Here is a 24,488-nt window from a genome sequence, read left to right on the forward strand (position 1 = left end):
GTCACACCCCTAACATCGATCTCGTTGGCACTGATGGGCTCCAGAGTTCGGGTCCGTAGCCGCCGACGCGGGCCTCGCGCATCCGGCCGAATGCCCACGACGAGCACACCAGACGTAACCATGTATTGAGGAGACTTCCGTGCCGAACCGAGGTCGACGCAAGCTCTCGATGGCCATGAGCACTGTCGCCGCGCTGGCCGTCGCAAGTCCGTTCGCAGCGATCGCGGTGACCGAGTTGGTGTCCAGCACCCAGCCGGCCCCGCAGCAGCGCGAGTTCGTCCAGGCTTCCCTGCTCACCGATCTGCCCACCGAGTTGATGGGCGCGCTGTCCGAGGGCCTGGCCCAGTTCGGGATCAACCTGCCCCCGATGCCGAGCCTGACCGGTTCGGGCGCATCGATGTCGCCGGGTCTGACCAGTCCGGGCCTGACGAGTCCGGGTCTCACCTCACCGGGCCTGACGAGTCCGGGGCTGACCAGCCCGGGCCTGACGAGTCCGGGCCTCACCTCACCGGGGCTGACCAATCCGGGGCTGACCAGCCCGGGGCTCACCGATCCCGCGCTGACCACCCCGGGGCTGACCAATCCGGGGCTGACCAGCCCGGGGCTCACCGATCCCGCGCTGACCACCCCGGGGCTGACCACACCCGGTCTGACCACACCCGGTCTGACCACACCCGGTCTGACCACTCCGGGGCTCGATCCGGCCCAGACCACGCCCGGGTTGACGACTCCCGGGGTGTCCACCCCGGACCTGACCAACCCGGCGCTCACCAGCCCTCTCGGTGAGGCGCCCGGCGGGCTGACCACCCCGTCGGTGGGGCTGGACCCGGCGCTGACGCCGATCTCGAACACGGCCGGCCTGCCGGCGCCCGGCGAGGTTCCGATCACCGCGCCGCTGGGTCCGGATCCGACCCTGGGCACCTACCCGATCCTGGGCGATCCGTCGCTGGCGATGGCGCCGCCGGTGGCCACCAGCACCGGTGGCGGCGGGCTCATCAGCGAACTGTCCACCGCCGCCAACCAGTTGGGCGCGGGACAGGCGATCGACCTGCTCAAGGGCGTGGTGATGCCGGCCGTCACCTCCGCGATCAAGTCCGCGGCCCAGCCGCCGGGTCCGGACGTCGCGCCGCCGCCGGCTCCGGAAGTCCCGGCGCCGGACGCCTGATGACCGGCCCCGACCGGTAAACCTGCCACCGAACGGCACCGCAGAAGCCCAGCGCTCTGCGGTGCCGTTGCAGGTTCGGCGCTTTTTCCATCGGGTCAATACCGTGTCGAAACACTAGTAACACTGGACTCATACGTAACATCAGTCCGTGCCTTCTCGACGCCCCGCGCCGTCGTTGCTGTTCACCGCCATCGCGGCGACGATCGTGGTGTTGCCGTGGGCGATCATGGGAACCCCCGGCGACGATCCCGACACCGGGCCGGACGCACCCCAATTGGTCGAACAACCCCTCGCCGGCCTGGGCGGCGGCGAGACCATCCGGGAGATCCACCAGGACACCCCGTTCTCGATCGTCGCGCTGACCGGAAACGATCTGGCCGGCACCTCGGCCCGGGTGCGCGCCCGACAGCCCGACGGCTCCTGGGGCCCCTGGTACGAGGCCGAGACGCTCGACAGCGTCAACCCCGAGGACGGCGGCCGGGCCGGCACCGAGCCGGTGTACGTCGGCCGCACCAACACCGTGCAGATCGCGGTGACCCGACCGCCGGACGCCGAACCCACCGGCACGCAAACGACCAACAGCCCAAGCGATCTCGGATACGTGCCGGCGGCGATCGAGCAACCGGTCACCCAGACCGTCAACGCAGTGCTGATCAGCCCGCCGCAGGCCCCGGTGGACGTCCAGCTCCCACCCCCGGCGGCGGTCATCACCCCGGGGCAGCCGCCCAACATCATCACCCGCGGCCAGTGGGGCGCCGACGAAGGTCTGCGCTGCGGCGAACCTCGCTACGACGAGGGCATCCGGGCCGGTGTGGTGCACCACACCGCGGGCAGCAACGACTACGCGCCGCAGGATTCCGCCGGGATCGTGCGGTCGATCTACGAGTACCACACCCGCACCCTGGGCTGGTGCGACCTCGGCTACAACGCGCTGGTCGACAAGTACGGTCAGGTGTTCGAGGGCCGGGCCGGCGGCATCGACCGCGCGGTGACCGGCTCCCACACCGGCGGTTTCAACCGCCACACCTTCGGGGTGGCGATGCTCGGCAGCTTCGACGTCGAACCACCCACCCCGATCCAGTTGCGCACCACCGGCCGGCTGCTGGGCTGGCGGTTGAGCCTGGACGGCGTCGACCCGCTCGGCACCGCGGTGTTGCCGTCGGCCGGGGGCGGGGACACCGCCGTCCCGCTCGGGGCCGCCCCGACGCTGCCGGCCGTCTTCGCGCACCGCGACGTCGGCAACACCGAATGCCCGGGCGACGCGGCGTACGCCCTGATGGACCGCATCCGGCAGATCGCGGCCCGGTTCAAGGAACCGCCCGGACCCGAGGATCTGGCCGACACCCTGCGCGGCGGCGCGATCCACGCCCGCTGGGAGGCGATGGGCGGCATGGCCAGTGTGCTGGGCGGTCCGACCTCGCCGGAGACGATCGGCGCCAACGGCTCCCGCTACGTCACCTTCGAGAAGGGGGCGATCTACTGGTCACCGGAGACCGGTGCGCAGCCGCTGACCGGCGCCATCTACGCCGTCTGGGGTTCGCTCGGCTTCGAACGCGGCCTGCTCGGCCTGCCGACCAGCGCGGAGATCCACGAGCCGCAGTGGATCGTGCAGAACTTCCAGCACGGCACGCTGAACTTCGACCGGGAGAACGGCCGGGTCGTCCGGGTGGTCGACGGGGTGGAGCTGGAGATCCCGCTGCCGGAACCGGACGCCTATCCGGTTCAGCTGGAACGCTTCACCCCGGCGATCAATCCCTGACAGGTACCGGCCCTGGCTCTCGACCGCACGGGACCCGGTACTACATCCACCACCGCTCCAGCACCCGGGCCAGCCCGTCATCGGTGTTCGGCGCGGTGACCTCGTCGGCCGCCTCGATCGCCTTCGGGTGCGCATTGCCCATCGCCACACCCAGCCCGGCCCACCGCAGCATCGGGATGTCGTTAGGCATGTCCCCGAACGCCACCACATCGGCGGCGGTGAGCCCCAACGGTCGCGCCAGCTCCTCCACCCCGGTGGCCTTGGTGATCCCCGGCGACACCACCTCCAACAGACCGTTGTCGGTGGAGAAGGTGATCTCCCCGTAGGGCCGGATGTGCTCACCGAGCAGCTCGGCCATCTCCGAACTGGTGGCCCCGGGCTTGCGGATCAGCAGTTTGATCGCCGGCGCGCTGAGCAGATCCTCCAGCGAGACCTCGGTGTTGTCCGGGTTCAGCCAGGCGTGCTCATAGCCCGGTGAGCTGACGAACTGCGGCGTCGCGGCGTCATGTGCCTGCTCCCCCACCCGTTCGACGGCCAGGCCGGCCCCCGGCAACAGCCGGCTGACCAGATCGGAGAGCTTTTGCAACGTCGCAGCGGACAGGGTCCGCGCCGACACGATGCGATCGGTGTCCGGGTCGTAGATCACCGCGCCGTTGGCGCACACCGCCATCGGCGCGAACCCCAGCGCGTCGACCACCGGGGCGATCCAGCGCGGCGGCCGGCCGGTGGCCAGCACGAAATGTGCGCCGGCGTCGCGCGCCGCATAGATCGCGTCGCGGGTACGGGGCGTGAGCCGCTCCTGATCATCCAGCAGGGTGCCGTCCACATCGCTGGCGATGAGCGACGGGAGCGTCACGGCGACCCGCCTCGGTCACGCGCTGGAGTCACGGCGCTCATCGCGCCCGCTCAGCACGCCGCCGGGCCCGTTCGGCCAGCTCGGCCTCCTCGATCCGCCGGGCCTCGGCCGGCGTGGGCGCACTGCCGCCCAGCCGTCGCGGCACCCAGAACGCCCCCGGTTCATTCGGATAATCCTCCTGGACCCGGTGCAGCAGCGCGGTCATCGACTCCCGCAACTCCGACTGCATCTCGTCCACCCCGCCCTGCGGCGCGATCGGCGCCCCGACCGCGACCGTGATCGGGATGCGCCGCTGGCCCAGCGCCCTGGGGTGGTCCTTGGTCCACAATCGCTGGGCGCCCCACACGATCAGGGGCAGCACCGGGACCCGGGCTTCCAGCGCCATCCGCACCGCACCGGTCTTGAACTCCTTCAACTCGAAGCTGCGGCTGATGGTGGCCTCCGGATACACCGCCACGAGCTCGCCCGCCCGCAGCGCCTCGACCGCCGCCACATAGGCGTCCGTCCCCGCCGTCCGGTCCACCGGGATGGTCCCGGTGCGTTTGATCAGGTAGTTGACGCTGCGGACCTCCTGCATCTCCTGTTTGATCATGAACCGCAACCGCCGGCCGCGACGGTGCGCGGCCAGACCGGCGGGCAGGAAGTCGACGTAGCTGGTGTGGTTGATCGCGACCACCGCGCCGCCCGTCGAGGGGATGTGTTCCAGGCCCTGGTAGGTGATCCGGGTGCCGGTCGCCTTGACCGCCACCTTGGCCGCGATTTCCAGCGTGCGATAAACCGGCTCCATTCCGCTACCCCGGTGACTCCGACGTTCCGGCGCCCTCGGCGTCGCGCGCAGCCCGCCGGGCCGCCTTCTGTCTGGCTTCCTCCACGTCCATCTGATCGGCCTCGGCCAGCGACGGCGCACCGCCGCCGAGCCGCTTCGGCACCCAGAACTCACCCGGCGGGTGCGGACCGTAGCTGTCCTGCACCTGTTCGAGCAGATGCTGCATCCGGGACCGCAGCAGCGCGGTCAGCTCCGGGGCCGGCAGCGTGGGCTGGATCGGCTCGCCCACCGCCACCGAGATCGGGACCTTCGGCCGCAGCAGTTTGCGGGGATGACCTTTCGTCCAGATCCGCTGGGCGCCCCAGACGATGTGCGGCACGATCGGCACCCCGCACTCGATCGCCATGCGGGCGGCACCCGACTTCAGCTCCTTGATCTCGAAACTCCGGCTGATCGTCGCCTCCGGGTAGACACCGACCAGCTCCCCCGCCCGCAGCGCGTCGCAGGCCGCCGCGAAGGAGTCCGCCCCACTGTCCCGGTCCACCGGGATGTGGCGCAGGCTGCGCATCAACGGCCCGCCGATCTTGTGATCGAAGACCTCTTTCTTGGCCATGAAGCGCACCTTGCGACCCAGCCCCTGCTGATAGGCGGGCAACCCGGCGAAGGTGAAGTCGAAGTAGCTGGTGTGGTTGATGGCGATCACCGCGCCACCGGTGGTGGGCAGGTTCTCCACCCCGGTGACGGTGAATGTCAACCCCTGCAACCGCCACACCAGGCGGGCGGTCTGGATGACCGTCGCATATACCGGTTCCACAGGAGCAAGCGTAGTGCTCCGGCCCGCCGACGGGCCCTGCCTGTGCGCAGCCAGTAAACTCGGCACAACAGCCGTCACCGTACAGAAGGGTCATTTGTGCAGGTCACCAGCATCGGGCACGCCGGTTTCCGGCTCGACACCACGGCCGGGAGCATCCTGTGCGACCCGTGGGTGAACCCGGCGTACTTCGGGTCCTGGTTCCCGTTCCCGGACAACAGCACGCTGGACTGGGACGCGCTCGGCGATGTGGACTACCTCTACGTCTCCCATCTGCACAAGGACCACTTCGATCCGGAGCTGCTGCGCGCGCACGTCCGCAAGGACGCGGTGGTGTTGCTGCCCGACTTCCCGGTGCCCGATCTGCGCCGGGAGTTGGAGAAGCTCGGGTTCCACCGGTTCTTCGAGACCACCGACTCGGTGAAGCACACCGTCAGCGGGCCCAAGGGTGAGCTGGAGGTGATGATCGTCGCGCTGCGTGCCCCGGCCGACGGCCCGATCGGCGACTCCGGCCTCGTCGTCTCCGACGGCACCACCACGGTCTTCAACATGAACGACGCCCGGCCGGTGGATCTGGACGTGCTGGCGGTCGAGTTCGGCCACATCGACGTGCACATGCTGCAGTTCTCCGGCGCCATCTGGTACCCGATGGTCTACGACATGCCGAAGCGGGCCAAGGCGGCGTTCGGCACCCAGAAGCGGCAACGCCAGATGGACCGCTGCCGGCAGTACATCGATCAGGTCGGGGCCACCTGGGTGATCCCGTCGGCGGGTCCGCCCTGCTTCTTGGACCCGGACCTGCGCCACCTCAACGACGATTCCGGTGATCCGGCGAACATCTTCCCCGACCAGATGGTGTTCCTGGATCAGCTGCGCAGCCACGGACACACCGGCGGACTGCTGATGATCCCGGGTACCAAGGCCGAATTCACTGGCCCGCAACTGGATTCACTCGTGCATCCACTGCCGGAACACGAGGTGACCGCGATCTTCACCACCGGGAAGGCCGACTACATCGACGCCTACGCGCAACGGATGGCGCCGGTGCTGGCCGCCGAGAAGGCCCGGTGGGCGCCGGCCGCGGGACCGTCGCTGCTGGAACCGCTGCGGGCCAAGTTCGAGCCGATCATGGCGCAGTCCGATCAGGTCTGCGACGGTATCGGCTATCCGGTGGAACTGCGGCTGCACGGCCCCGAACACCGCGAGACGGTGGTGCTGGACTTCCCGAAACGGATTGTCCGCGAACCGATCCCGAATGAGAAGTTCCGGTACGGTTTCGCGATCGCCCCGGAGCTGGTGCGTACCGTGCTGCGGGACGACGAACCCGACTGGGTCAACACCATCTTCCTGTCCACGCGGTTCACCGCCTGGCGGGTCGGCGGGTACAACGAGTATCTCTACACCTTCTTCAAATGCCTGACCGATGAGCGGATCGCCTACGCCGACGGCTGGTTCGCCGAGGCGCACGACGACACCGCGTCGATCACCCTGGACGGGTGGGAGATTCAGCGCCGCTGCCCGCACCTGAAGGCCGACCTGTCGAAGTTCGGCGTCGTCGAGGGCACCACGCTGACCTGCAATCTGCACGGCTGGCAGTGGGATCTGCGCACCGGCCGCTGCCTGACCACCAAGGGTCACGAACTGCGCTGCGCCTCCCTCCCATCCTGATCCGTCGGCGGGATCGGATGCGGCGCACCGCCCCGGACACTCCGCGGGGGCGACCTACCCGTGAAAGAACACCTAGCCGGTGACGGTCTGACGCAACTCCGATGCGGCGCCCGTCGCGGTGTCGTAGACGCGCACGATGGCCTCGTCGCCCGGCTGCAGGTAGGTCGATTCCCCGAGCGGGGTGTAGCGGGTGGCGCCGATACCGATAAGCGCGTGCTCGGGCCGCCCGCTGGCCACCATCAGAGCGCCGACGTCCTCCAGCGGGGTGTCCGGCGCGCCCTTCTGATGGGCCAGCCGTTCGACGATCCAGTCCAGCAGCACCTCGCCGTAGTAGGAGTAGCCGACCAGCGGGCTGTCCACCCCGTAGGCGTGCATCTCACCGTTACCGTCGCGCAGATGGCATTCCAGCCGCATGGTGGCGGTCGGGCCGTCCGGGGTCAGGTCGGAGATCGCGAAGAACTTCCGGGCCACCCCCTTGGACGCCTCGCCCCAGTTCTTCTTGTGGCTGATCTTGGGGGCGCCCGGGCGGCGGATCGAACAGTCGTTGAACGCGCCGAGCGCGAAGGGTTCCAGGGTGACGACGGTGTCGCCGTTCCACACCACCCGGCAGGCCAGGCCGACCTCGGGTTCGATCTGCAGATTCAGCGGTTCACCGCTCTCGGGATACGAGATCACCTCGTCGGACAGCGGGAATTGCGACAGGAAGCCGTCCACTCCGGGGGCATACCAGGGGAACAGGCCCTTGGGGGCGTACCCCTCGGTGACCACGGTGACGAAATCGCCTGCCTCACCGGCCTGTTCGAGATGTCCGGCGAAGTTTCCCGCCACCCCGAACCCGAACCAGGACCGCATTTCCTGCAGATCCAGCTCGATCACGGCTCCAGCACCTCCACCCCCACGTAGGGACGCAACGCTTCCGGGACGCGCACGCTGCCGTCGGGTCGCTGATGGTTCTCCAGGATCGCCACCAGCCAGCGGGTGGTGGCCAGGGTGCCGTTCAGCGTCGCGGCGATCTGCGGCCGGCCGTTCTCGTCGCGGTAGCGGGTGGCCAGCCGGCGGGCCTGGAAGGTGGTGCAGTTCGAGGTCGAGGTCAGCTCGCGATAGGCCTGCTGACTGGGCAGCCAGGCCTCGCAGTCGTACTTGCGCGCCGCCGAGGCGCCCAGGTCGCCGGCGGCGACGTCGATCACCCGGTAGGGCACCTCGATGTGCGCCAGCATCTTCTTCTGCCAGGCCAGCAACCGGTCGTGTTCGGCCTCGGCCTCCTCGGGCCGGCAGTAGACGAACGCCTCGACCTTGTCGAACTGGTGCACCCGGATGATGCCGCGGGTGTCCTTGCCATAGCTGCCGGCCTCGCGCCGGAAGCAGGACGACCAGCCGGCGTAGCGCAGCGGACCGTTCGACAGGTCGAGGATCTCGTCGGCGTGGTAGCCGGCCAGCGGGACCTCCGAGGTGCCGACCAGGTACAGATCGTCGGACTCGATCCGGTACACCTCGGCGGCGTGTGCGCCGAGAAAGCCGGTGCCCGACATGATCTGCGGGCGCACCAGCACGGGCGGGATCATCGGCGTGAACCCGTTCTGGGTGGCCACCCGCATCGCCAGTTGCAGAAGGCCCAGCTGCAGCAGCGCCCCGGCGCCGGTCAGGAAGTAGAACCGGGAACCGGACACCTTGGCGCCGCGTTCGACGTCGATCAGCCCGAGCGATTCGCCGAGTTCGAGGTGGTCCCTGGGGTTGTCGATGGGGGTGGGTTCACCCACGGTGTCGAGCACCACGAAGTCGTCCTCGCCGCCGGGCGGGACCCCGTCGATGACGATGTTGGAGATCGCCATGTGCGCCTCGGTCAGCGCCTGCTCGGCCTCGGCCTGCCGCGCCTCGGCGGCCTTGACCTGCTCGGCGAGTTCCTTGGCACGTTCGAGCAGTGCCGGACGCTCGTCCGGGCTCGCCTTTCCGACCGACCTGCTGGCGGCCTTCTGTTCGGCGCGCAGGTTGTCGGCCGCCGACACCGCGGCGCGGCGGGCCTCGTCGGCGGCCAGCAGTGCGTCGACGAGGGCGGGATCTTCACCACGGGCGCGTTGCGACGCCCGCACCACGTCAGGGTTCTCGCGAAGCAGCTTGAGGTCGATCACGGCCGCCACACTACTTTCGTGATGTCAGGCGGTCGTTGCTGGGCCGGTCGACGCGCCCCGTTCGGGCAGGTCAGCTCGGGAAGGCACAACCCCATAACGTTACATTTTCATCACTTGTCACACCGGCTGACACGCCTGTCACAATGGACATCGATGTTGGACGCACCTGGGGTCGACGGACCCGGCGCTGAGCCGGACGCCGGAGACCCGCTCACCGAAGACGAGCCCGCGAAATCCGGGCAGGCCGCAGAACGCCGCCGGTGGTGGCGCCTTCGGTCGACCCGCGGGTCGGGGCCGAGAGGGGAGCCGAGATGGTCCCCCCGGCAGTGGCTCCAGACGCCGTCCGCCCAGCGACTGCGCAGCCTGCAGGCCACCCCCACCAGCCGGGCGCTGCTGCTGACCGCGCTGGGCGGGTTGCTCATCGCGGGCACGGTGACCGCGGTGCCCGATCAAGACCGCACCGCCGGGCGGGGCCTGACCAGCAGCACGATCTCGCTGGGCGCGCGTGGCAACGCGACGTTCGACAAGGCGTCCAGCGGTGACTGTCTGACCTGGCCCGACCGCACCCCGGATGCCGCCGAGATCGTCGACTGCACCGAGGAGCATCGTTTCGAGGTCGCCGAGGCCATCGACATGGCGACGTTCCCGGGCAGCGAGTACGGGCCCGACGCGGCACCGCCGTCCCCGGCCCGCATCCAGCAGATCAGCCAGGAGCAGTGCGAGTCCGCGGTCCGCAACTATCTGGGCCCGCAGTACGACCCGAACAGCAAGTTCACCATCAGCATGCTGTGGTCCGGCGACAAGGCCTGGACCCAGTCCGGCGAGCGCCGGGTGCTGTGCGGTCTGCAGCTGCCCGGTCCGAACAACCAGCAGCTCGCATTCAAGGGCAAGGTCGCAGACATCGACCAGTCCAAGGTGTGGCCGCCCGGCACCTGCCTGGGGATCGACCCGGCCACCAACCAGCCCACCGACATCCCGGTCGACTGCGCGGCGCCACACGCCATGGAGGTCACCGGCGCGGTGAACCTGGCCGAGCGGTTCCCCGACGGGTTGCCGCCCGACCCGGAGCAGGACGCGTTCATCAAAGAAGAATGCACCCGGATGACCGACGAGTACCTGGCGCCGATCCAGCTCCGGGACACCACGCTGACCCTGATCTACAGCACCATCTCGCTGCCGTCGTGGTCGGCCGGTAGCCGGCAGGTGTCCTGCAGCATCGGCGCCACGCTGGGCAACGGCGGATGGTCCACCCTGCTGAACAGTGCCAAGGGCCCGCTGCTCATCAACGGTCAGCCGCCGGTGCCGCCGCCGGAGATTCCGCCCGAGCGGCTCTCGCTGCCGCCGATCCCGCTGCCGCAGCCGCCGGCGTCCTCGTCGTCCGGATCCACCTCCGGCTCGTCGGGCGCCGGGTCATCGGGCGCTGGGTCATCGGGTGCCGGGTCGGGAGCGGGTTCCTCGGGAGCGGGGGCCGGCAGCGGAAGCAGCAACCAGACCCAGCAGTCACACGGTCAACAACACGCCCCGCAGCAGCAGGAGACCGGGGCGCCCGAGCCGGAGCCGGGCGCACCACCGCCGCCGGCGGATGCCGCCCCGCCCCCACCGCCCCCGGGTGCACCGGCGCCACCTCCCCCACCGGCACCGGCCCCCGAGCCGCCCCCGCCACCGGCGGCCGAGCCGCCCCCGCCGCCGGCACCGTAGTCGGATGGCGGTGCGGATGAGCCCGCAGCGGTTCGAGGAACTGGTCTCTGACGCACTCGACCTGATCCCGCCCGACCTCGCTGCGGCGATCGACAACGTGGTGGTGCTGGTCGAGGATCGCAACGACGAGGAGCCGGACCTGCTGGGGCTGTATCAGGGTGTGGCGCTGACCGAGCGGGACTCCTGGTACGCGGGTTCGCTGCCGGACACCATCACCATCTACCGGGAAGCGCTGCTGGACATGTGCGACACCGAGGAGCAGGTGGTCGAGGAGGTGGCGATCACGGTGATCCACGAGATCGCGCACCATTTCGGGATCGACGACGACCGGCTGCACGAACTGGGTTGGGGCTGATTCGAAACGGCCGGGGCGCGGCAACCACGATGCGTCGGCGCCGGGTGTTATGAACGGAGCATGAGCGGAGAATGCCGGGAGTGCCGGGCGGGTCTGCAGCACTGCCACGGCACGGTCATCCACCACGTCCGGTACCGGTCGGAGTGCACCGAGGATGGCTGCGACACCCCGGATGCGCTGCACACCTTCGTCGTCGACTGCGAATCGGTCGGTTGCGTGTGCAGCCGGTCGGAGGTGTCGGCGTTGCGGGCCGGGTGAGCCGCCTCAGCCCATCGGGTCCACGGAGTGCAGCGCGTCCTCGACCGGCTGCACATCGGGTTCCGGATAGAACGGCGGGGATTCCTTCCCCCACTGCAGGCAGCTCCAACGACCGTCGGTGATCGGCGCCAACACCACCGATTCGGTGTTGCCCAGATGCCGGTCCAGCGCGAACGTGCTGTCCACCCCCGCCAGGGTGGCCGCCACCAGCCGGATCGCGGCACCGTGGCTGACCACTACGATGTCGTCGGTCCACGCGTCGTTGTCGAGGTAGTGCAGCCGCAACTGGGTGATCACCGACACGTAGCGGTCGAGCACCTCCACCCCGTTCTCCCCGCCGGGCATGTTGACCTTGAGGTTGCCCTGATGCCACTGCTGGTAGACGGTCTCGAATTCGGTGATCGCCTCGTCGTCGTTGCGGTTCTCCAGTTCGCCGGCCTGCACCTCGTGGATGCCCTCGAACACGTGGGCCTGTTGCCCCAGGTGTGAGCCGGCCTCCCCGGCGGTCTGTTCGGCGCGCACCGCCACCGAGTGCACCAGCAGTCCCGGTGGACGTCGGAGCTGGCGGGCGAAGGCGCGCGCCTGTTGGCGGCCCAGGTCGGTCAGTTCGGCGCCGGGCGGGGCGGTGTCCAGCCGGCGCTCCACATTGGCCTGCGACTGTCCGTGCCGCACCAGCACCAACCGCCCGCTCATGGGCCACCCCCGGTTTCGCTCACCGGCTTGCCCTCCCGCAGCCGGGCCAACCAACGTGCCTGTTCATCCAGTGGCGGTGGTGGGGCGCCGACCACCGACCCCGTCGGCCAGGAACCCAGATATCTCACATCTGCACAACGACGGTGCAGCGCCATAAGTGCCCCGGCGACCGCATCGTCGTCGATGTGGCCCACCATGTCCAGGAAGAACATGTAGCTGCCCAGCCCGGTCCGGGTGGGCCGGGATTCGATCCGGGTCAGGTCGATGTCGCGGACGGCCAGTTCGGTCAACGCGGTGACCAGCGCCCCGGGAACGTTCGCCAACCGCAGCACCACCGACGTGCGGTCGGCCCCGGTGCGCCGCGGTGGCCGGGCCGGTTGACCGACCAGCACGAATCGGGTGCGCGCGTTGGGTTCGTCGACGACGTCGGTGGCCAGCACGGCCAAGCCGTACCGTTCGGCGGCCAGCGCGGTGCTGACCCCGGCATCGGCGGCGCCCGCGGCGACGTCCTGGGCGGCGGCGGCGTTGGAGGTGGCCGGCACCAGTTGCGCGTGCGGCAGATGGTCGGCCAACCAGTGCCGCACCTGGGCGGCGGCCACCGGAAAGGCCGCCACCGTGGCGATGTCGGGGGGTTCGGTGCCGGGCCGGGTCACGATCGTGAAGGCGACGTCGAGGGTCAGCTCGGCGAAGATCTGCAGGGGGTTGCCCACCGCCAGGTTGTCGAGCGTGGGCAGCACCGAACCCTCGATCGAGTTCTCGATCGGAACGCAGGCGTAGTCGGCGTCGTGGGACCGGACGGCGGCCAGCGCGGCCGGTGTGCTCTCCACCGACACCGCGGTCATCCCGTTCGGATCTCCGGAGGCGTCTTTCGGGACGGCCCGGGGCACCATGCCCCGCGCCGACATCTGCAGCAGCGCCGATTCGCTGAACGTTCCCTCCGGCCCCAGATACGCGATGCGCGGCATCGCTTCACCCTATCGATTCCCGCGATCTCAGAGAGCCCGGTGAATCGGTGTGGCTCACTCCGGGGAAGGTCTTGCGCCGCCGACCAGGACATAGTTAAGTAAGGCTTACCTCACTTTGGATGGCCTTACTTCGGACGGAAGGCGGCGCGAATGACAGTTGCGGCACCCACGGGACCCACGACGGCGGAGCGGATCCGCAGCGCCTGCGCGCGGGCAGGCGGCGCGATGCTGGCGGTGGAGGGCATCGAACCGGTCGCCACGCCGGTGCACCACCTCCTCGAGGACGGATCGGTGGCGATCACCGCCCCGGTCGACGGTCCGCTCAACGCCCGGGTCGTCGCGGCCGGCGCGGGCGGCATCCAGGCCGTGCTGGAATTGACCGACTACGCGCCGGTGCCGCTGCGCGAACCGGTGCGGGCCCTGGTGTGGATCCGGGGCCGGCTGGTGCGGGTTCCCTCCGGACAATCCGCCGAACTGCTCGACACCATCGCCGCCGAGAACCCGAATCCCGCTCTGCTGCAGGTCAATTCCGATGCCGCCGGAGGGGACGGCGAACCCGCCGCGACCCTGCTGCGGTTACGTATCGACTCCGTGGTGGCCGCCGACTCCACCGGCGCGGAGGCGGTTCCGGTCGACGCGCTGCTGGCGGCGCGGCCCGACCCGTTCTGCACGATGGAGTCCACCTGGTTGCAGCACCTTGAGGTCGCCCACCGCGAGGTCGTGGACCGGCTCGCGAGCAGGCTGCCGGTGGCGCTGCGCCGGGGCCGGGTCCGTCCGCTGGGCCTGGACCGCTACGGCGTGCAGTTGCGGGTGGAGGCCGACACCGGCGATCACGACGTGCGGCTGCCGTTCAACCAGCCGGTCGACGATGTGACCGGCCTGAGCCGGGCGATCCGGATCCTGATGGGCTGCCCGTTCCTCAACGGCCTGCGGGCGCGGCGACCCTGACCGCGCCGCTACCGTATGTGCGGTGAGCGGTCCGGCCGAGGAGTTGACCGCCCCGCAACGGCGGGCGCTGCGTCTGGAGATAGCCGTCGTCCTGCTGGTGACCTTCGGGCTCACCGCCTACAGCGCGCTGCTGCGCCTGACCGAATCGGTGTTGCTCGGTCTGTCCGGTCAGATCGTGGCGCTCAACCCGCGCCGGTCGCAGTTCAGCCTCATCGACCTGGGCCTGAACCTCGCCGCGGTGTTCCAGCTGATGGGCTGGGGCGCGCTGGCGCTGTACCTGCTGTGGCGCAGCGGATCCGGTCCGGCCCGGATCGGGCTGGGCCGGTTGCGGTGGCGGCCGGATCTGCTCGGCGGCCTCGGCCTGGCCGCGCTGATCGGGCTGCCCGGCATCGGGTTGTATCTCGCCGCCCGCGCGCTCGGCCTCAGCGCCGCGGTCGAACCGGCCGAACTGTACGACACCTGGTGGCGCATCCCGGTCCTGCTGGCGATTGCGTTCGCCAACGGGTGGGCCGAGGAGATCGTCGTGGTCGGGTTCCTGGTGACCCGGTTGCGGCAGCTGCGGGTCACACCGGTGGCAGCGGTGCTGGCATCGAGCCTGCTGCGCGGGGCCTATCACCTGTATCAGGGGTTCAGCGCGGGCCTGGGCAACCTGGTGATGGGTCTGATCTTCGGCTGGCTGTATCTGCGCACCGGCCGGCTGTGGCCGCTGATCGTCGCGCACGCCGTGATCGATGCGGTGGCATTCGTGGGCTACGCGCTGGCCGCCGACCACCTGACCTGGCTCACCTGACGAGATTCCGGTCCGGCACACCGGTGGCGGCGCACCCGGCGGCTACATTCGGGGCGTGACCCAGCGACGGCCGCCCGACCCCCGACGACGCGAACCGTCGCAGGTCATCCGTCGCGACCCGAACTTCCGGCCGCCGCCGGTGTGGCCGCCCAATCCCCCGACCCCGCCGCCGGCCCAGCCGCCGCACCGCCGGCCACAACCGCCTCCCCGCCGGTCGGCCCCCGCCCGTCGGCAACAGCCGGGCGGGCCTCCGCCCCACCCGGCGCCGGTGCCGGCCCGTCCGGTCCGCCCGCGCCGCCCGTGGGTGCTCCGGCATCTCGGCCGGATCGTGCTGACCACGGTGCTGGTGTTCGCGGTCGCGGTGGTGGCCGGTGTGGTATGGATCGACACCGAACTCCAGCGGGCCCCGGTGCTCGGCCAGTACTCCGGCCGGCCGGCCGCCGGCAAGGGCACCAACTGGCTGCTGGTCGGATCCGACAGTCGGCAGGGGTTGACGCCCGACCAGCAGGCGGCGCTGACCACCGGCGGCGACCTCGGCAACGGCCGCACCGACACCATCCTGTTGGTGCACGTGCCCGCCGTCGGCTCCGGCGCCCCGTCCGCGATGGTGTCGATCCCCCGCGACTCCTACGTCGAGATTCCCGGTTACGGCGGCGACAAGATCAACGCCGCATACTCGCTGGGCGGCCCGGCCCTGCTGGCGCAGACCGTCGAACAGGCCACCGGGTTGCGCCTGGACCACTACGCCGAGATCGGGTTCGGGGGTTTCGCCGAACTCGTCGACGCCGTCGGCGGGGTCCGCATGTGCCTGGCCGAGCCGGTGACCGACCCGCTGGCCGGTATCGACCTGCCCGCCGGCTGCCAGAAGCTGGACGGCCGCAACGCGCTGGGGTTCGTCCGGTCCCGGGCCACCCCGCGGGCCGATCTGGACCGCATGGTCAACCAGCGCGCGTTCATGTCCGCCCTGCTGGACCGGGTGGTCAGTCCCGCGGTGCTGCTCAATCCGCTGCGTTGGGAACCGATGAGGACCGCGGCGATGACGGCGCTGACCGTCGACGCCGGCGACCACGTGTGGGATCTCGCCCGGTTGGCGTTTGCGCTGAGCCGCGGCGCGGTCACCGCCACGGTGCCGATCGGCGGATTCGGGTCCGGGTCGACCGCGCAGTGGGACCACGCCGCGGCCGACCGGTTGTTTGCTGCGCTGGCCTCCGACACCCCGATCCCGCCCGAGTTGCTGGACGATCCCGTGCCCTGATGACAGCTCGACCGAGCCCGGGTCCAGCAAACTCAAATCCGGCTTCAGCAGGGGCATCACGCCTTAGGATTACCTTGCCTCAATTAGGTTGACCTTCCCTGACAACCCTGTTTGACCTGGCATATCCTGGCCGCATGTCATCCGTGGACGTACTCGACACCAAGTTCCACCAGCTCGTGCAGGAGCAAATCCGGGCCGAGTTCTCGGCCGCCCAGCAGTACCTCGCGATCGCGGTGTACTTCGACGGCGCCGACCTGCCCCGGCTCGCCGACCACTTCTACGGACAGGCGGTCGAGGAACGCAATCACGCCATGATGCTGGTGCGGTACCTGCTCGACCGTGGGGTCGAGGTCGAGATCCCCGGCGTCGACCCGGTGCGCAACGGCTTCGAGTCGGCGGCCGACGCGGTCGGCCTGGCGCTGCAGCAGGAACGCACCGTCACCGAGCAGATCACCCGGCTGGCCGGTGCCGCCCGCGACGAGGGCGACCATCTCGGCGAGCAGTTCATGCAGTGGTTCCTGAAGGAACAGGTCGAGGAGGTGGCGCAGATGTCCACCCTGGCGCGGGTGGCCGAACGCGCCGGGGACAACCTGTTCCACCTCGAGGAGTTCGTCGCCCGCGAATTCGGCGACCGCCGCGCCGGCGACCCGACCGCGCCACCGGTCGCCGGCGGCGCGCTGTAACCCACAGTCAGTCCCGGCCGGCGCCGGTCAACCCGTCCTGCAGCCACTTCTTGGTGCGGCCCGGGTAGTTGGTCGAGATCCACGGCACCCCGAGATCGCGGCAGAGCGCCACATCCTCGTACTGGTCCACGGTCCAGCAGTAGGTGGACCGGCCCTGTGCCGCGGCCCGGTCGACCAGCTCGGGGCGGGCCCGCAGGGCCGCGATCGACGGTCCGACCGCGGTGGCGCCGACCGTGGTGGCGGCACTGCCGCCCAGGTAGCGCGACGTCGGACCGAGCAGCACCGTCGGCAGCAGCGGTGCCGACCGGCGGACCCGCCACAACGCGGCGGGCGAGAAGGACATGATGACCGCCCGGGACAGCCGCGCGGACGGCGGGGAGGCGATGCCGAACCGGTGCAGCATGGCCAGCACCTTGCTCTCCACCAGCCCGCCGTAGCGCACCGGGTGTTTGGTTTCGATGAACAGCTTGACCGGCCGCTTCCAGCCCAGCACCAACCCGATCAGCTCTTCGAGGGTGAGCAGACCGAACGTGCCGTAGACCGGCTGCCAACTGTCATGCCACGCCCCGAAGTCCAGCCGCCGCAGCTCGTCCAGCGTCATCGTGCTGATCACACCGGAACCGGTGGACGTCCGATCGACGCGCCGGTCGTGCACACACACCAGCTGACCGTCCCGGGTCAGCCGGACATCGCACTCCAGACCGTCGGCGCCCTCCTCGAGAGCGAGTTCATAGGCGGCCAGCGTGTGTTCCGGACGGTCCGCCGACGCCCCGCGATGTGCCACCACATAGGGGTGGCGGCCGAGCGCCTCCCCGCCCGTCTCCATACCGCTATGCTGCCGGGTTCTGCCCGCCGGCCTCAACCGGAGGCGCGGAGGAGCCGTCGGCGTGTTCCTCCGACCCGCCGGGCCGTCCCGGTTCCGCGGTCTGGTCGGGCACCACCACCCATCGCCGGGCCGGCCGCTCGACGGGGGTGCGGTCGAAGCTGTCGTGCACGCGGGCGACCAGCACCACGACGGCCAGTGCCGCCAGGTAGGCGACGACGGTGATCACGGTGTTGTCCGCGATGCCCTGGGCGTCCCGGGCGAAGCTGGTGAAGAACGCGCACCCCGAGATCACGTGGCTTACCAGCCACGCCGCCCAGAACACGTAGACCGGCCGGCGCAGCCAGCTCAGCCGATCCTCGGCCTTGGCCAGCTCGAAGATGAACACCGGCGCGACGATCAGGTTCACCACCGGCAGCACGCATCCCGTCCACAGCATCCACACCGGGCGCGGATCGGATGTCCCGAGCCGGCGGTAGGTCGCCGCCCGCCGCGCGATCAGCCAGTTCGTCAGCACCAGGATCGTGGTGACCACAGCGAACATCGCCGCCACCGAGAGCGCCACCGGCAGCCAGGTCGCCACGGCCGCCACCCACGGATGCAGCAGGGTGCTGCGGTTGATCAGCAGCAGGACGTACCGCACGATGTGGGCGAACGCGGCGGCGCCGAGGATCACCATGGTCAGGATGAGCACCCCGCGCACCAGCGCCGCGCTGGCGCCGGGCTCGGGTCCGGCGTCCTGCGGGGCGGTGTCGAAGTGCTCCACCAGTCCCCACCGGGGGACGGACTCGTACCGCGGTGTCGGCCCGAGTGGTCGCGGGCCGGTGCGGCGTGGTGGCGCCGCGCCCGGGCGGACCGCGATCCATCGGTACCCGGGAGGCAGCCGGGGCGGCGCGGCGCCCGGACCCGCCGATGCGGTGGTCGACCGGGCACTCCACGGCGACGGTGCCGGTGGTGTGGCGCCGGGCGCCAGCAGGGCGCCGTTGCACCGTGGGCACCACACCCGCCGGCGGTCGCGCACGTTCCACCGCGTTCCGCACTGGGAACACACCTGGATCATTCGACCAGCCTAATGGTGAGCGGTCGCCGAGCACTCGACGCGGACGCGGCCGTCACCCGCCGCCGGCCGCTCAGCAATCGCAGGTTATCCACAGTTTCCACAACGTAGTCCACAGGGGCTGGAATCGCCGGGTCCGAGCTGAACGGCGCAAACCTCCGGGCACCGTACCGATTGGGGACAACCGGCCGAGCCGGATCAGCAAACAAAGATCACCGTCAGCCGACGGGCGATGATGCGGCCCGGTTACCCCGGGTGACAGGGGTGGAAACGAAATCTCCGGACCGGGTTTTCCTGATCGGAATCAGCGGGCTATGATCACGCCCACAACCTCGCGTTGTGACAATCTTCACGGTGTGAAACCGCAAGGGAGTGTCGTTGAACGAGTCAAGCGGGCACGCCCGATGACCCCACCTCATTTCGGGCGGCAGGCCGGACCGGCGTCGGAATGGCAGCCCTCGGGACACCTCTATACCCGCAGCCAGCTCATCGCGTGTCTGCGCGCAGGCATCATCGCGCTCGCCCTGCTGGTGGTATTGGCGCTGATCGTCCTGTCATAACCGGCGTACAGGTCGGGTGTGCCGGGTAATCCGAGCAGGTGTGGGCCGCCTCCTTGCGAGGCGTCCGTCGATGGAGCAATGTTGAGGTCGGACGCTTTCGAACCTCGGATGCTCGAGCTCCACTGATTACTGAATAGGAAGGAATCTCGTGGCCGAATACACCTTGCCCGATCTCGATTGGGACTACGGTGCGCTTGAACCGCACATCTCGGGCCAGATCAACGAGCTGCACCACAGCAAGCACCACGCCACCTATGTGAAGGGCGCCAACGACGCACTGGCGAAGCTGGAGGAGGCCCGCGCCAACGGCGATCACTCCGCCATCTTTCTGCACGAGAAGAACCTGGCTTTCCATCTCGGCGGCCACGTCAACCACACCATCTGGTGGAAGAACCTCTCCCCCAACGGGGGTGACAAGCCCACCGGTGAGCTCGCCGCCGCCATCGACGAGCACTTCGGCTCGTTCGACAAGTTCCGCGCACAGTTCACCGCGGCGGCCAACGGCCTGCAGGGCTCGGGCTGGGCGGTGCTCGGCTACGACACCCTCGGCCAGCGGCTGCTGACCTTCCAGCTCTACGACCAGCAGGCCAACGTTCCGCTGGGCATCATCCCGCTGCTGCAGGTCGACATGTGGGAGCACGCCTTCTACCTGCAGTACAAGAACGTCAAGGCCGACTACGTCAAGGCGTTCTGGAACGTCGTCAACTGGGAGGACGTGCAGAACCGGTTCAACGCAGCGGTCAGCAAGGCCCAGGGCCTGATCTTCTGACGGTCTTCTGACAGCTGCCACCGCAGCGCTCGGACGGGGCGTCGCACCGAGGGTGCGGCGCCCCGTTTCGTTGCAGCCCGTACCGGCGGGACCCGACCGCCGTACCGGCTCAGTTCGCCAGCGGGGCTTGACTCTTCGGCGTCAGCGACCGCCGACCCGTTAGCACTGTCCGCCTCTTGTCTGCCAGCGCGGGTTTGGCGCATTCTTAGCCACTGCGTAGAGCCACGGAGGCGAGATGGACAAGGGGTCAGACCGGGCGATCGAGATCGCGCCGTTTCACTTGCGTGGAGCACTGAAAGGGTTTGTGGTGTCCGGCCGTTGGCCGAACTCCACCAAGGAGTGGGCACAACTTCTCAAAGCCGCGGTCCGGGTGGCATCGGTTCCTGGATTACTGCCCACCACAACCGTTTTCGGAGTCCGAGAGGAACTCCCGGACGATCCCGAGCCGGGCACCGTGGGTCTGGTCGTGGCGGAAGGCCCGGTGATGGGCGAGTCCGCCGTCCCGCCAGGGCATTTCGCGGACAAGCAGCCACCGGCCCTGATGTTGCTGCATCCGCCCTCGGAGACCACGCCGTCGCTACCGGAATGCGCCGGCGCCGCGTCGGGATGCGTGCTGCTGCCCGGGATTCCGCATCTGGGCCTGGAGCACCGTGCGGCCTGGGTGGAGGCCGAGGCCGACGGCACCGTCACCTCGATGATGAGCCGGGTGGGCGTCGACCCGATCAGCCACCCCGACACCGCGATATTGGCGATGCTGCTTGCGGCGTAAGGAATTTCGAATGTAGTTGACCCGGACCGGCGAAGTATCGGTTACGGGTGCCCGAAATCCCGGGAGCACTGGCGCGGCCCCTGCCGGCACGCTATGGTCGGTGTCGTCAGCGAAGGGGAGTAGCCCCCAATCGTCGTGTCGACATACTGGCGCACAGCCCGGCCGGCGAACCGCACCTCCTCTCAACCGGTGCGGTGGGCGAGACCTTCGACCCCTGTCGGCGGGTCGCGCATCCGTGACCTGTCGGCAATGTGTCGAGAGGTCGTTGCCCATGCTCACCGCCACACTGATCAGCCTCGGCGTGGTGTTCGTCGCCGAACTCGGCGACAAGTCCCAGCTCATCACCATGACCTACGCCCTGCGCCACCGCTGGTGGGTGGTGCTCAGCGGGGTCGGGATCGCCGCGCTGCTCGTGCACGGCATCTCGGTGGCCGTCGGCCACTTCCTCGGGATGACGCTTCCGGAGCGGCCGATCGCCTTCGCGGCCGCGGTGGCCTTTCTGCTGTTCGCGGCGTGGACCTGGTGGGACGGCCGCGACCCGGGCGGCGACGGGGCCCCGTCGGTGGCCCAGACCCGGCATGTGCTGTTCGCGGTCGTCTCGTCGTTCGTGCTGGCCGAGTTGGGTGACAAAACCATGCTGGCCACGGTCGCGCTGGCCAGCGAGCACGCCTGGGCCGGGGTGTGGATCGGCGCCACCGCCGGAATGGTGCTGGCCGACGGCGTCGCCATCGCCGTCGGCGCGGTCCTGAACCGCCGGCTGCCGATCCGGTCGCTGCACCGGTTGGCCGGACTGCTGTTCCTCGTGGTCGGGCTGTGGTTGCTGTTCGACGCCGCGCTGGGGTGGCGCGGGGTTGCGGTGGCCGCGGTCGGCGGGGCCGTCGCGCTGGCCGGTCTGGCCGCGACGGTGGGTTACCTCCGCGGCCGCGCGGCGCCGGAACCAGCGCCGATCACGCCGACGCAGGACCGGTGACCGGCTGGCAACGTTCAACCGCACCGTAAACAACTGTCACGGCTCCGTTCCCCCGCCCGGCGGCGCAGGAAATGAGACCGCACACATTACGTCAAGCCATTTGGCGATGGCATTAGCAAATGGAATTCACCCCGGGAACAGATCGGTTGCGCTGCACCGGTGGTGAACACGTCCCATCCGCGCCGCGCCGCCGTCGCCCCTGCCGGAGAAGCTTGCTGAGCATCGGTAAGATGCACTTCGCTGCACCATACGGTGCTACCTCGGGTGTCAAGCGAGGAAGCCGCCACGGCTGTGGAGACCCAGGAGGCTGCGCGGTTAGTTAACTTTTATCGGGTTTGCACTTGGTTGGACGCACAACTCTCGCTACGATGATCAGCAAATACCCCGCCCAATTGCCCGCTCAACAGATCATGTGGAGGTCAATTCGATGAGCAAGACGTTCGCCGACCGGCTGAACCGGCTGTTCGAGACGGTTTACCCGCCGGGTCGGGGCCCGCATACGTCGGCCGAAGTGATCGCCGCACTCAAGGCGGAGGGCATCACGATGTCCGCGCCGTATCTGTCGCAGCTGCGTTCCGGCAACCGCACCAACCCGTCGCAGGCAACGATGGCGGCGCTTGCCAGCTTCTTCCGGATCAAGCCGGACTACTTCACCGATGACGAGTACTTCGAGAAGCTCGACAAGGAGCTGACCTGGCTGGCGCAGATGCGGGACGAGGGGGTCCGCCGCATCGCTGCGCGCACCATCGGCCTGTCCCCCGAGGCGCAGGAGGACATTGTGAAGCGGGCCGAGGAGCTCCGCCGCAAGGAGAACCTCGACGACTGACCCGTTGCCCCGGGTGCGCTGACACCGGTCTCATACCGTCCGGCGGCGCGGCGCTCGTTCGGCGCGCCGCCGGACGAGCCGGTGGTACTGCTCCGCGATCGCGAGAATCCAATCCCGGTCGGAGAACGTCTCCGGTTGCCGTAACCAGTTGAGGCCGGGGAAGAGCTTTCGGGCCGAGCCTTCCTGGCCGTTGCGGCCGGCGTGAATCCATTCGGCGATCGCCCGGGCCTGCTCGTCGGCCGACACCGGCGGGGGGTCGAGGTGTCCGACCTCGTCGACCAGATCGTCGTCCGGGCTGTCAGGCCCGTCCGACGCCCCGCGCCCAGCCGGTGCGTCGACCCGGTCGCGATCACCGACGGCCAGGGTGGCCTCGAGGAACAGTCCGTCGGAGATCAGCGACATCCGCTCGGCCACGCGGAAGACCAGCGGACCGCGGGGCCGCTCCCCCACTCCCGCATCGGGATGGCGTCGGCTCAGCTCGGCCAGCAGCGGATCGATGATCCGCAGCTCACGGCGGGCCCCGAACCAGTCCTCGATGCTGGGCACCAACGCGGCCGCCGCCACCATCACCATCGCCAGACCGAGCATCGTGGCCACCGTCCCGATACCGGGCTCGTCGGTCTGGCCGACTGCCCTGATCAGCAGCAGCACGCTGGCCACCACGATCAGCGCGGCGCCGAGGGCGAACCCGAACAACGCCCGCCCCCGCCGGCTGCGGTTGGAGTGGCGGATACCGGCCCCGGCCACCACCGTCAGGGCGAAGATCACATACATCAGCGGCAGCAGCCACACCCACACCGCGCCGCCGGGACCGACATTGTGTCTGAGGTATTCCTCGGTGGTCATCTCGGGCTGCTGACCGGATGACAGGAAGACCACCAGGGTCAGCGTGGCGACGGCGACGGCGACCACGTACTGAACGATGGCGATGCGCCGCACCGTGGTGGTGTCACGCCCGGAGGCGACGGTGGTGATCATGACGCTGCTGCCGGCGGCACAGCCGATCAGCCCGACCTGGCTCAATCCGATCACGATGTTGGGCCAGCCCAGCGCGGTGTCCACCAACAGGGTCAGCGGCGGCCAGTTCAGCGCCGCGACCAGGGCCAGGCTGCCCAGGGCCACGATCATCGCGGTGCTCACCACCGACTGCTTGTTCGCCAGGGCCCAACCGATACGTAAACCGGTGGCCAGGCCCAACAGACCGGCGATCAACCAGACGATCAACCAAACGCCTCTCCGAGGCGGACCTGCACCAGCGAGGACCGGTCGGACGGCAACCGGCCCAGCCGGTAGATGAGCAACGCGGCGAAATCCTCGGCTTCCTGCTCGGCGTCCTCACCGCTGGGCCCCATGCACCCGGTGCGTTGGTTGAGCATGTAGCTGATCAGGTCGTCGCCGGCCACCTCGGTGCCGGCCTGGGCCGCCTGCGCGACCGGGATGCCGTCATGGCCGAGGACCAGGTGGCCGAGTTCGTGGGCCAGGGTGCGATCCCACGCCGGCAGGCCCTGCTGGATCAGGAAGACGTCACGGTCGGCGTATTCGCGCCACTGTCCACACACGCCGGGCGGCAGGTCGGCCATCTTCAACTCGATCGGACGGCCCCGCTGCTCGGCGACCGCCTGCACCAGCTTCAGCAGGGAGACCTCGCCGCGCCGCGGCGCGAGATCGAGAACCGCGTTGACGGCTCGTGTGACACGTCGACTTGCCGGCATCCGACCCCCTGTCTGCCCTGCTGTACAACGGGTGCCCAAAGCGGTCCAACCCTGAACCGAGAGATACCACCCCCTGGCGGCGCGGGCGGCGTTTTCGTCGACTCGCCGGGTGTCGTCCCGGCCCCGCCCGAATGGCGCCGTGTCGCGGCCCCTACGTCACGGCGATTCTCGCACAGCCGGGCCGACCCGGGCGCGGCACCGGAGCG

The 24,488-nt window shown here is 69.6% G+C and carries 26 protein-coding genes; 15 read left to right on the top strand and 11 right to left on the bottom strand.

All coding sequences use genetic code 11. The features are described 5' to 3' along the window. Positions 1-139 precede the first annotated feature (139 nt). Positions 140-1,165, top strand: coding sequence for an exported repetitive protein Erp (locus tag CKW28_RS21930; protein WP_040546461.1), 1,026 nt, complete (start codon positions 140-142; stop codon positions 1,163-1,165). 148 nt (positions 1,166-1,313) lie between these two features. Then, a complete protein-coding gene (locus CKW28_RS21935) occupies positions 1,314-2,924 on the top strand; it encodes an N-acetylmuramoyl-L-alanine amidase (protein ID WP_003924838.1) in 1,611 nt (536 codons plus the stop codon). 40 nt (positions 2,925-2,964) lie between these two features. Here the strand turns inward: CKW28_RS21935 and CKW28_RS21940 are convergent, their stop codons facing one another. Genes CKW28_RS21940 through CKW28_RS21950 form a run of 3 tightly spaced genes read right to left on the bottom strand, consistent with a single transcriptional unit; the run spans position 2,965 to position 5,360 of the window. Next, positions 2,965-3,780: a Cof-type HAD-IIB family hydrolase gene (locus tag CKW28_RS21940; protein WP_003924839.1), complete on the bottom strand. Its 816-nt coding sequence runs from the start codon at positions 3,778-3,780 to the stop codon at positions 2,965-2,967. Positions 3,781-3,817: 37 nt separating this feature from the next. Beyond that, the gene (locus tag CKW28_RS21945; protein WP_003924840.1) at positions 3,818-4,567 is read right to left on the bottom strand and encodes a lysophospholipid acyltransferase family protein; all 750 of its coding nucleotides are present in this window, start codon (positions 4,565-4,567) and stop codon (positions 3,818-3,820) included. A gap of 4 nt (positions 4,568-4,571) precedes the next feature. Then, entirely contained in the window at positions 4,572-5,360 is a 789-nt protein-coding gene (locus CKW28_RS21950) for a lysophospholipid acyltransferase family protein (RefSeq protein WP_003924841.1), read from the bottom strand. A gap of 96 nt (positions 5,361-5,456) precedes the next feature. On the opposite strand from CKW28_RS21950, the gene CKW28_RS21955 reads away from it, so the two are divergent. Continuing rightward, a complete protein-coding gene (locus tag CKW28_RS21955) occupies positions 5,457-7,025 on the top strand; it encodes a Rieske 2Fe-2S domain-containing protein (protein WP_003924842.1) in 1,569 nt (522 codons plus the stop codon). A gap of 72 nt (positions 7,026-7,097) precedes the next feature. Here CKW28_RS21955 and CKW28_RS21960 read toward each other — a convergent pair whose 3' ends face one another. Together CKW28_RS21960 and serS are read right to left on the bottom strand one after the other, a co-directional pair. Beyond that, complete coding sequence (locus tag CKW28_RS21960) at positions 7,098-7,877, bottom strand: DUF5718 family protein (protein WP_276006791.1); 780 nt, start codon at positions 7,875-7,877, stop codon at positions 7,098-7,100. 20 nt (positions 7,878-7,897) lie between these two features. Then, positions 7,898-9,151 (bottom strand): serine--tRNA ligase, encoded by a 1,254-nt coding sequence (serS, locus tag CKW28_RS21965; protein WP_003924844.1) that lies wholly within the window; start codon positions 9,149-9,151, stop codon positions 7,898-7,900. A gap of 153 nt (positions 9,152-9,304) precedes the next feature. On the opposite strand from serS, the gene CKW28_RS21970 reads away from it, so the two are divergent. From CKW28_RS21970 to CKW28_RS21980, 3 genes are read left to right on the top strand one after another with little or no spacing between them, the layout of a single operon-like run. Beyond that, the gene (locus tag CKW28_RS21970) at positions 9,305-10,849 is read left to right on the top strand and encodes a septum formation family protein (protein ID WP_003924845.1); all 1,545 of its coding nucleotides are present in this window, start codon (positions 9,305-9,307) and stop codon (positions 10,847-10,849) included. A 4-nt stretch (positions 10,850-10,853) separates the two neighbouring features. Next, entirely contained in the window at positions 10,854-11,204 is a 351-nt protein-coding gene (locus tag CKW28_RS21975; protein ID WP_003924846.1) for a metallopeptidase family protein, read from the top strand. A 60-nt stretch (positions 11,205-11,264) separates the two neighbouring features. Further along, on the top strand, positions 11,265-11,462 hold the full coding sequence (locus CKW28_RS21980; protein WP_003924847.1) for a hypothetical protein: 198 nt from the start codon (positions 11,265-11,267) through the stop codon (positions 11,460-11,462). 6 nt (positions 11,463-11,468) lie between these two features. Here CKW28_RS21980 and CKW28_RS21985 read toward each other — a convergent pair whose 3' ends face one another. Together CKW28_RS21985 and pheA are read right to left on the bottom strand one after the other, a co-directional pair. Continuing rightward, positions 11,469-12,155, bottom strand: a complete 687-nt coding sequence (locus CKW28_RS21985; protein WP_003924848.1) for a histidine phosphatase family protein — start codon at positions 12,153-12,155, stop codon at positions 11,469-11,471. After that, on the bottom strand, positions 12,152-13,120 hold the full coding sequence (gene pheA, locus CKW28_RS21990; RefSeq protein WP_003924849.1) for a prephenate dehydratase: 969 nt from the start codon (positions 13,118-13,120) through the stop codon (positions 12,152-12,154). Before pheA ends, CKW28_RS21985 begins: the two co-directional genes overlap by 4 nt. Before the next feature lie 150 nt (positions 13,121-13,270). Here pheA and CKW28_RS21995 point away from each other — a divergent pair, with 150 nt between their 5' ends. The 4 genes from CKW28_RS21995 (at position 13,271) to CKW28_RS22010 (ending at position 16,796) form a co-directional block, all read left to right on the top strand. Next, a complete protein-coding gene (locus CKW28_RS21995; protein WP_040546463.1) occupies positions 13,271-14,068 on the top strand; it encodes a DUF2470 domain-containing protein in 798 nt (265 codons plus the stop codon). A 22-nt stretch (positions 14,069-14,090) separates the two neighbouring features. Next, complete coding sequence (locus CKW28_RS22000) at positions 14,091-14,858, top strand: CPBP family intramembrane glutamic endopeptidase (RefSeq protein WP_003924851.1); 768 nt, start codon at positions 14,091-14,093, stop codon at positions 14,856-14,858. A 55-nt stretch (positions 14,859-14,913) separates the two neighbouring features. Further along, entirely contained in the window at positions 14,914-16,113 is a 1,200-nt protein-coding gene (locus CKW28_RS22005) for an LCP family protein (RefSeq protein WP_082764996.1), read from the top strand. A gap of 134 nt (positions 16,114-16,247) precedes the next feature. Further along, positions 16,248-16,796 carry a ferritin gene (locus tag CKW28_RS22010; RefSeq protein ID WP_003924277.1) on the top strand — a complete coding sequence of 183 codons (549 nt, stop codon included), beginning with the start codon at positions 16,248-16,250 and terminating at the stop codon, positions 16,794-16,796. Between the two features lie 7 nt (positions 16,797-16,803). Here the strand turns inward: CKW28_RS22010 and CKW28_RS22015 are convergent, their stop codons facing one another. Continuing rightward, entirely contained in the window at positions 16,804-17,622 is an 819-nt protein-coding gene (locus CKW28_RS22015; protein WP_003924276.1) for a glycerophosphodiester phosphodiesterase, read from the bottom strand. A 4-nt stretch (positions 17,623-17,626) separates the two neighbouring features. Continuing rightward, a complete protein-coding gene (locus CKW28_RS22020; protein WP_040546192.1) occupies positions 17,627-18,679 on the bottom strand; it encodes a DUF4328 domain-containing protein in 1,053 nt (350 codons plus the stop codon). A gap of 401 nt (positions 18,680-19,080) precedes the next feature. On the opposite strand from CKW28_RS22020, the gene CKW28_RS23875 reads away from it, so the two are divergent. The 5 genes from CKW28_RS23875 (at position 19,081) to CKW28_RS22040 (ending at position 22,570) form a co-directional block, all read left to right on the top strand. Continuing rightward, positions 19,081-19,236 (top strand): hypothetical protein, encoded by a 156-nt coding sequence (locus CKW28_RS23875; protein WP_003924274.1) that lies wholly within the window; start codon positions 19,081-19,083, stop codon positions 19,234-19,236. Positions 19,237-19,384: 148 nt separating this feature from the next. Next, a complete protein-coding gene (locus CKW28_RS22025; protein ID WP_003924273.1) occupies positions 19,385-20,005 on the top strand; it encodes a superoxide dismutase in 621 nt (206 codons plus the stop codon). A gap of 235 nt (positions 20,006-20,240) precedes the next feature. Then, a complete protein-coding gene (locus tag CKW28_RS22030; RefSeq protein ID WP_003924272.1) occupies positions 20,241-20,774 on the top strand; it encodes a hypothetical protein in 534 nt (177 codons plus the stop codon). A gap of 271 nt (positions 20,775-21,045) precedes the next feature. Then, entirely contained in the window at positions 21,046-21,744 is a 699-nt protein-coding gene (locus CKW28_RS22035; RefSeq protein WP_003924271.1) for a TMEM165/GDT1 family protein, read from the top strand. A gap of 427 nt (positions 21,745-22,171) precedes the next feature. Then, positions 22,172-22,570, top strand: coding sequence for a helix-turn-helix domain-containing protein (locus CKW28_RS22040; RefSeq protein ID WP_003924270.1), 399 nt, complete (start codon positions 22,172-22,174; stop codon positions 22,568-22,570). 30 nt (positions 22,571-22,600) lie between these two features. Here CKW28_RS22040 and CKW28_RS22045 read toward each other — a convergent pair whose 3' ends face one another. Together CKW28_RS22045 and CKW28_RS22050 are read right to left on the bottom strand one after the other, a co-directional pair. After that, a complete protein-coding gene (locus CKW28_RS22045; protein ID WP_003924269.1) occupies positions 22,601-23,794 on the bottom strand; it encodes a hypothetical protein in 1,194 nt (397 codons plus the stop codon). Then, a complete protein-coding gene (locus CKW28_RS22050) occupies positions 23,791-24,282 on the bottom strand; it encodes an ImmA/IrrE family metallo-endopeptidase (protein ID WP_003924268.1) in 492 nt (163 codons plus the stop codon). Before CKW28_RS22050 ends, CKW28_RS22045 begins: the two co-directional genes overlap by 4 nt. Positions 24,283-24,488 lie beyond the last annotated feature (206 nt).

The sequence above is a fragment of the Mycolicibacterium thermoresistibile genome, from assembly GCF_900187065.1.
GTDB lineage: Bacteria > Actinomycetota > Actinomycetes > Mycobacteriales > Mycobacteriaceae > Mycobacterium > Mycobacterium thermoresistibile.

Coding starts and splice junctions, on each gene's coding strand:
- pheA (WP_003924849.1), bottom strand. CDS start 13,120: ATGCCGCGCATCGCGTATCTGGGGCCGGAGGGAACGTTCAGCGAATCG.
- CKW28_RS22050 (WP_003924268.1), bottom strand. CDS start 24,282: ATGCCGGCAAGTCGACGTGTCACACGAGCCGTCAACGCGGTTCTCGAT.
- CKW28_RS21975 (WP_003924846.1), top strand. CDS start 10,854: ATGGCGGTGCGGATGAGCCCGCAGCGGTTCGAGGAACTGGTCTCTGAC.
- CKW28_RS21960 (WP_276006791.1), bottom strand. CDS start 7,877: ATGCGGTCCTGGTTCGGGTTCGGGGTGGCGGGAAACTTCGCCGGACAT.
- CKW28_RS21970 (WP_003924845.1), top strand. CDS start 9,305: ATGTTGGACGCACCTGGGGTCGACGGACCCGGCGCTGAGCCGGACGCC.
- CKW28_RS22015 (WP_003924276.1), bottom strand. CDS start 17,622: ATGGAGACGGGCGGGGAGGCGCTCGGCCGCCACCCCTATGTGGTGGCA.
- CKW28_RS22040 (WP_003924270.1), top strand. CDS start 22,172: ATGAGCAAGACGTTCGCCGACCGGCTGAACCGGCTGTTCGAGACGGTT.
- CKW28_RS22030 (WP_003924272.1), top strand. CDS start 20,241: ATGGACAAGGGGTCAGACCGGGCGATCGAGATCGCGCCGTTTCACTTG.
- CKW28_RS21995 (WP_040546463.1), top strand. CDS start 13,271: ATGACAGTTGCGGCACCCACGGGACCCACGACGGCGGAGCGGATCCGC.
- CKW28_RS22010 (WP_003924277.1), top strand. CDS start 16,248: ATGTCATCCGTGGACGTACTCGACACCAAGTTCCACCAGCTCGTGCAG.
- CKW28_RS22035 (WP_003924271.1), top strand. CDS start 21,046: ATGCTCACCGCCACACTGATCAGCCTCGGCGTGGTGTTCGTCGCCGAA.
- CKW28_RS23875 (WP_003924274.1), top strand. CDS start 19,081: ATGACCCCACCTCATTTCGGGCGGCAGGCCGGACCGGCGTCGGAATGG.
- CKW28_RS22020 (WP_040546192.1), bottom strand. CDS start 18,679: ATGATCCAGGTGTGTTCCCAGTGCGGAACGCGGTGGAACGTGCGCGAC.
- CKW28_RS21985 (WP_003924848.1), bottom strand. CDS start 12,155: ATGAGCGGGCGGTTGGTGCTGGTGCGGCACGGACAGTCGCAGGCCAAT.
- CKW28_RS21945 (WP_003924840.1), bottom strand. CDS start 4,567: ATGGAGCCGGTTTATCGCACGCTGGAAATCGCGGCCAAGGTGGCGGTC.
- CKW28_RS21980 (WP_003924847.1), top strand. CDS start 11,265: ATGAGCGGAGAATGCCGGGAGTGCCGGGCGGGTCTGCAGCACTGCCAC.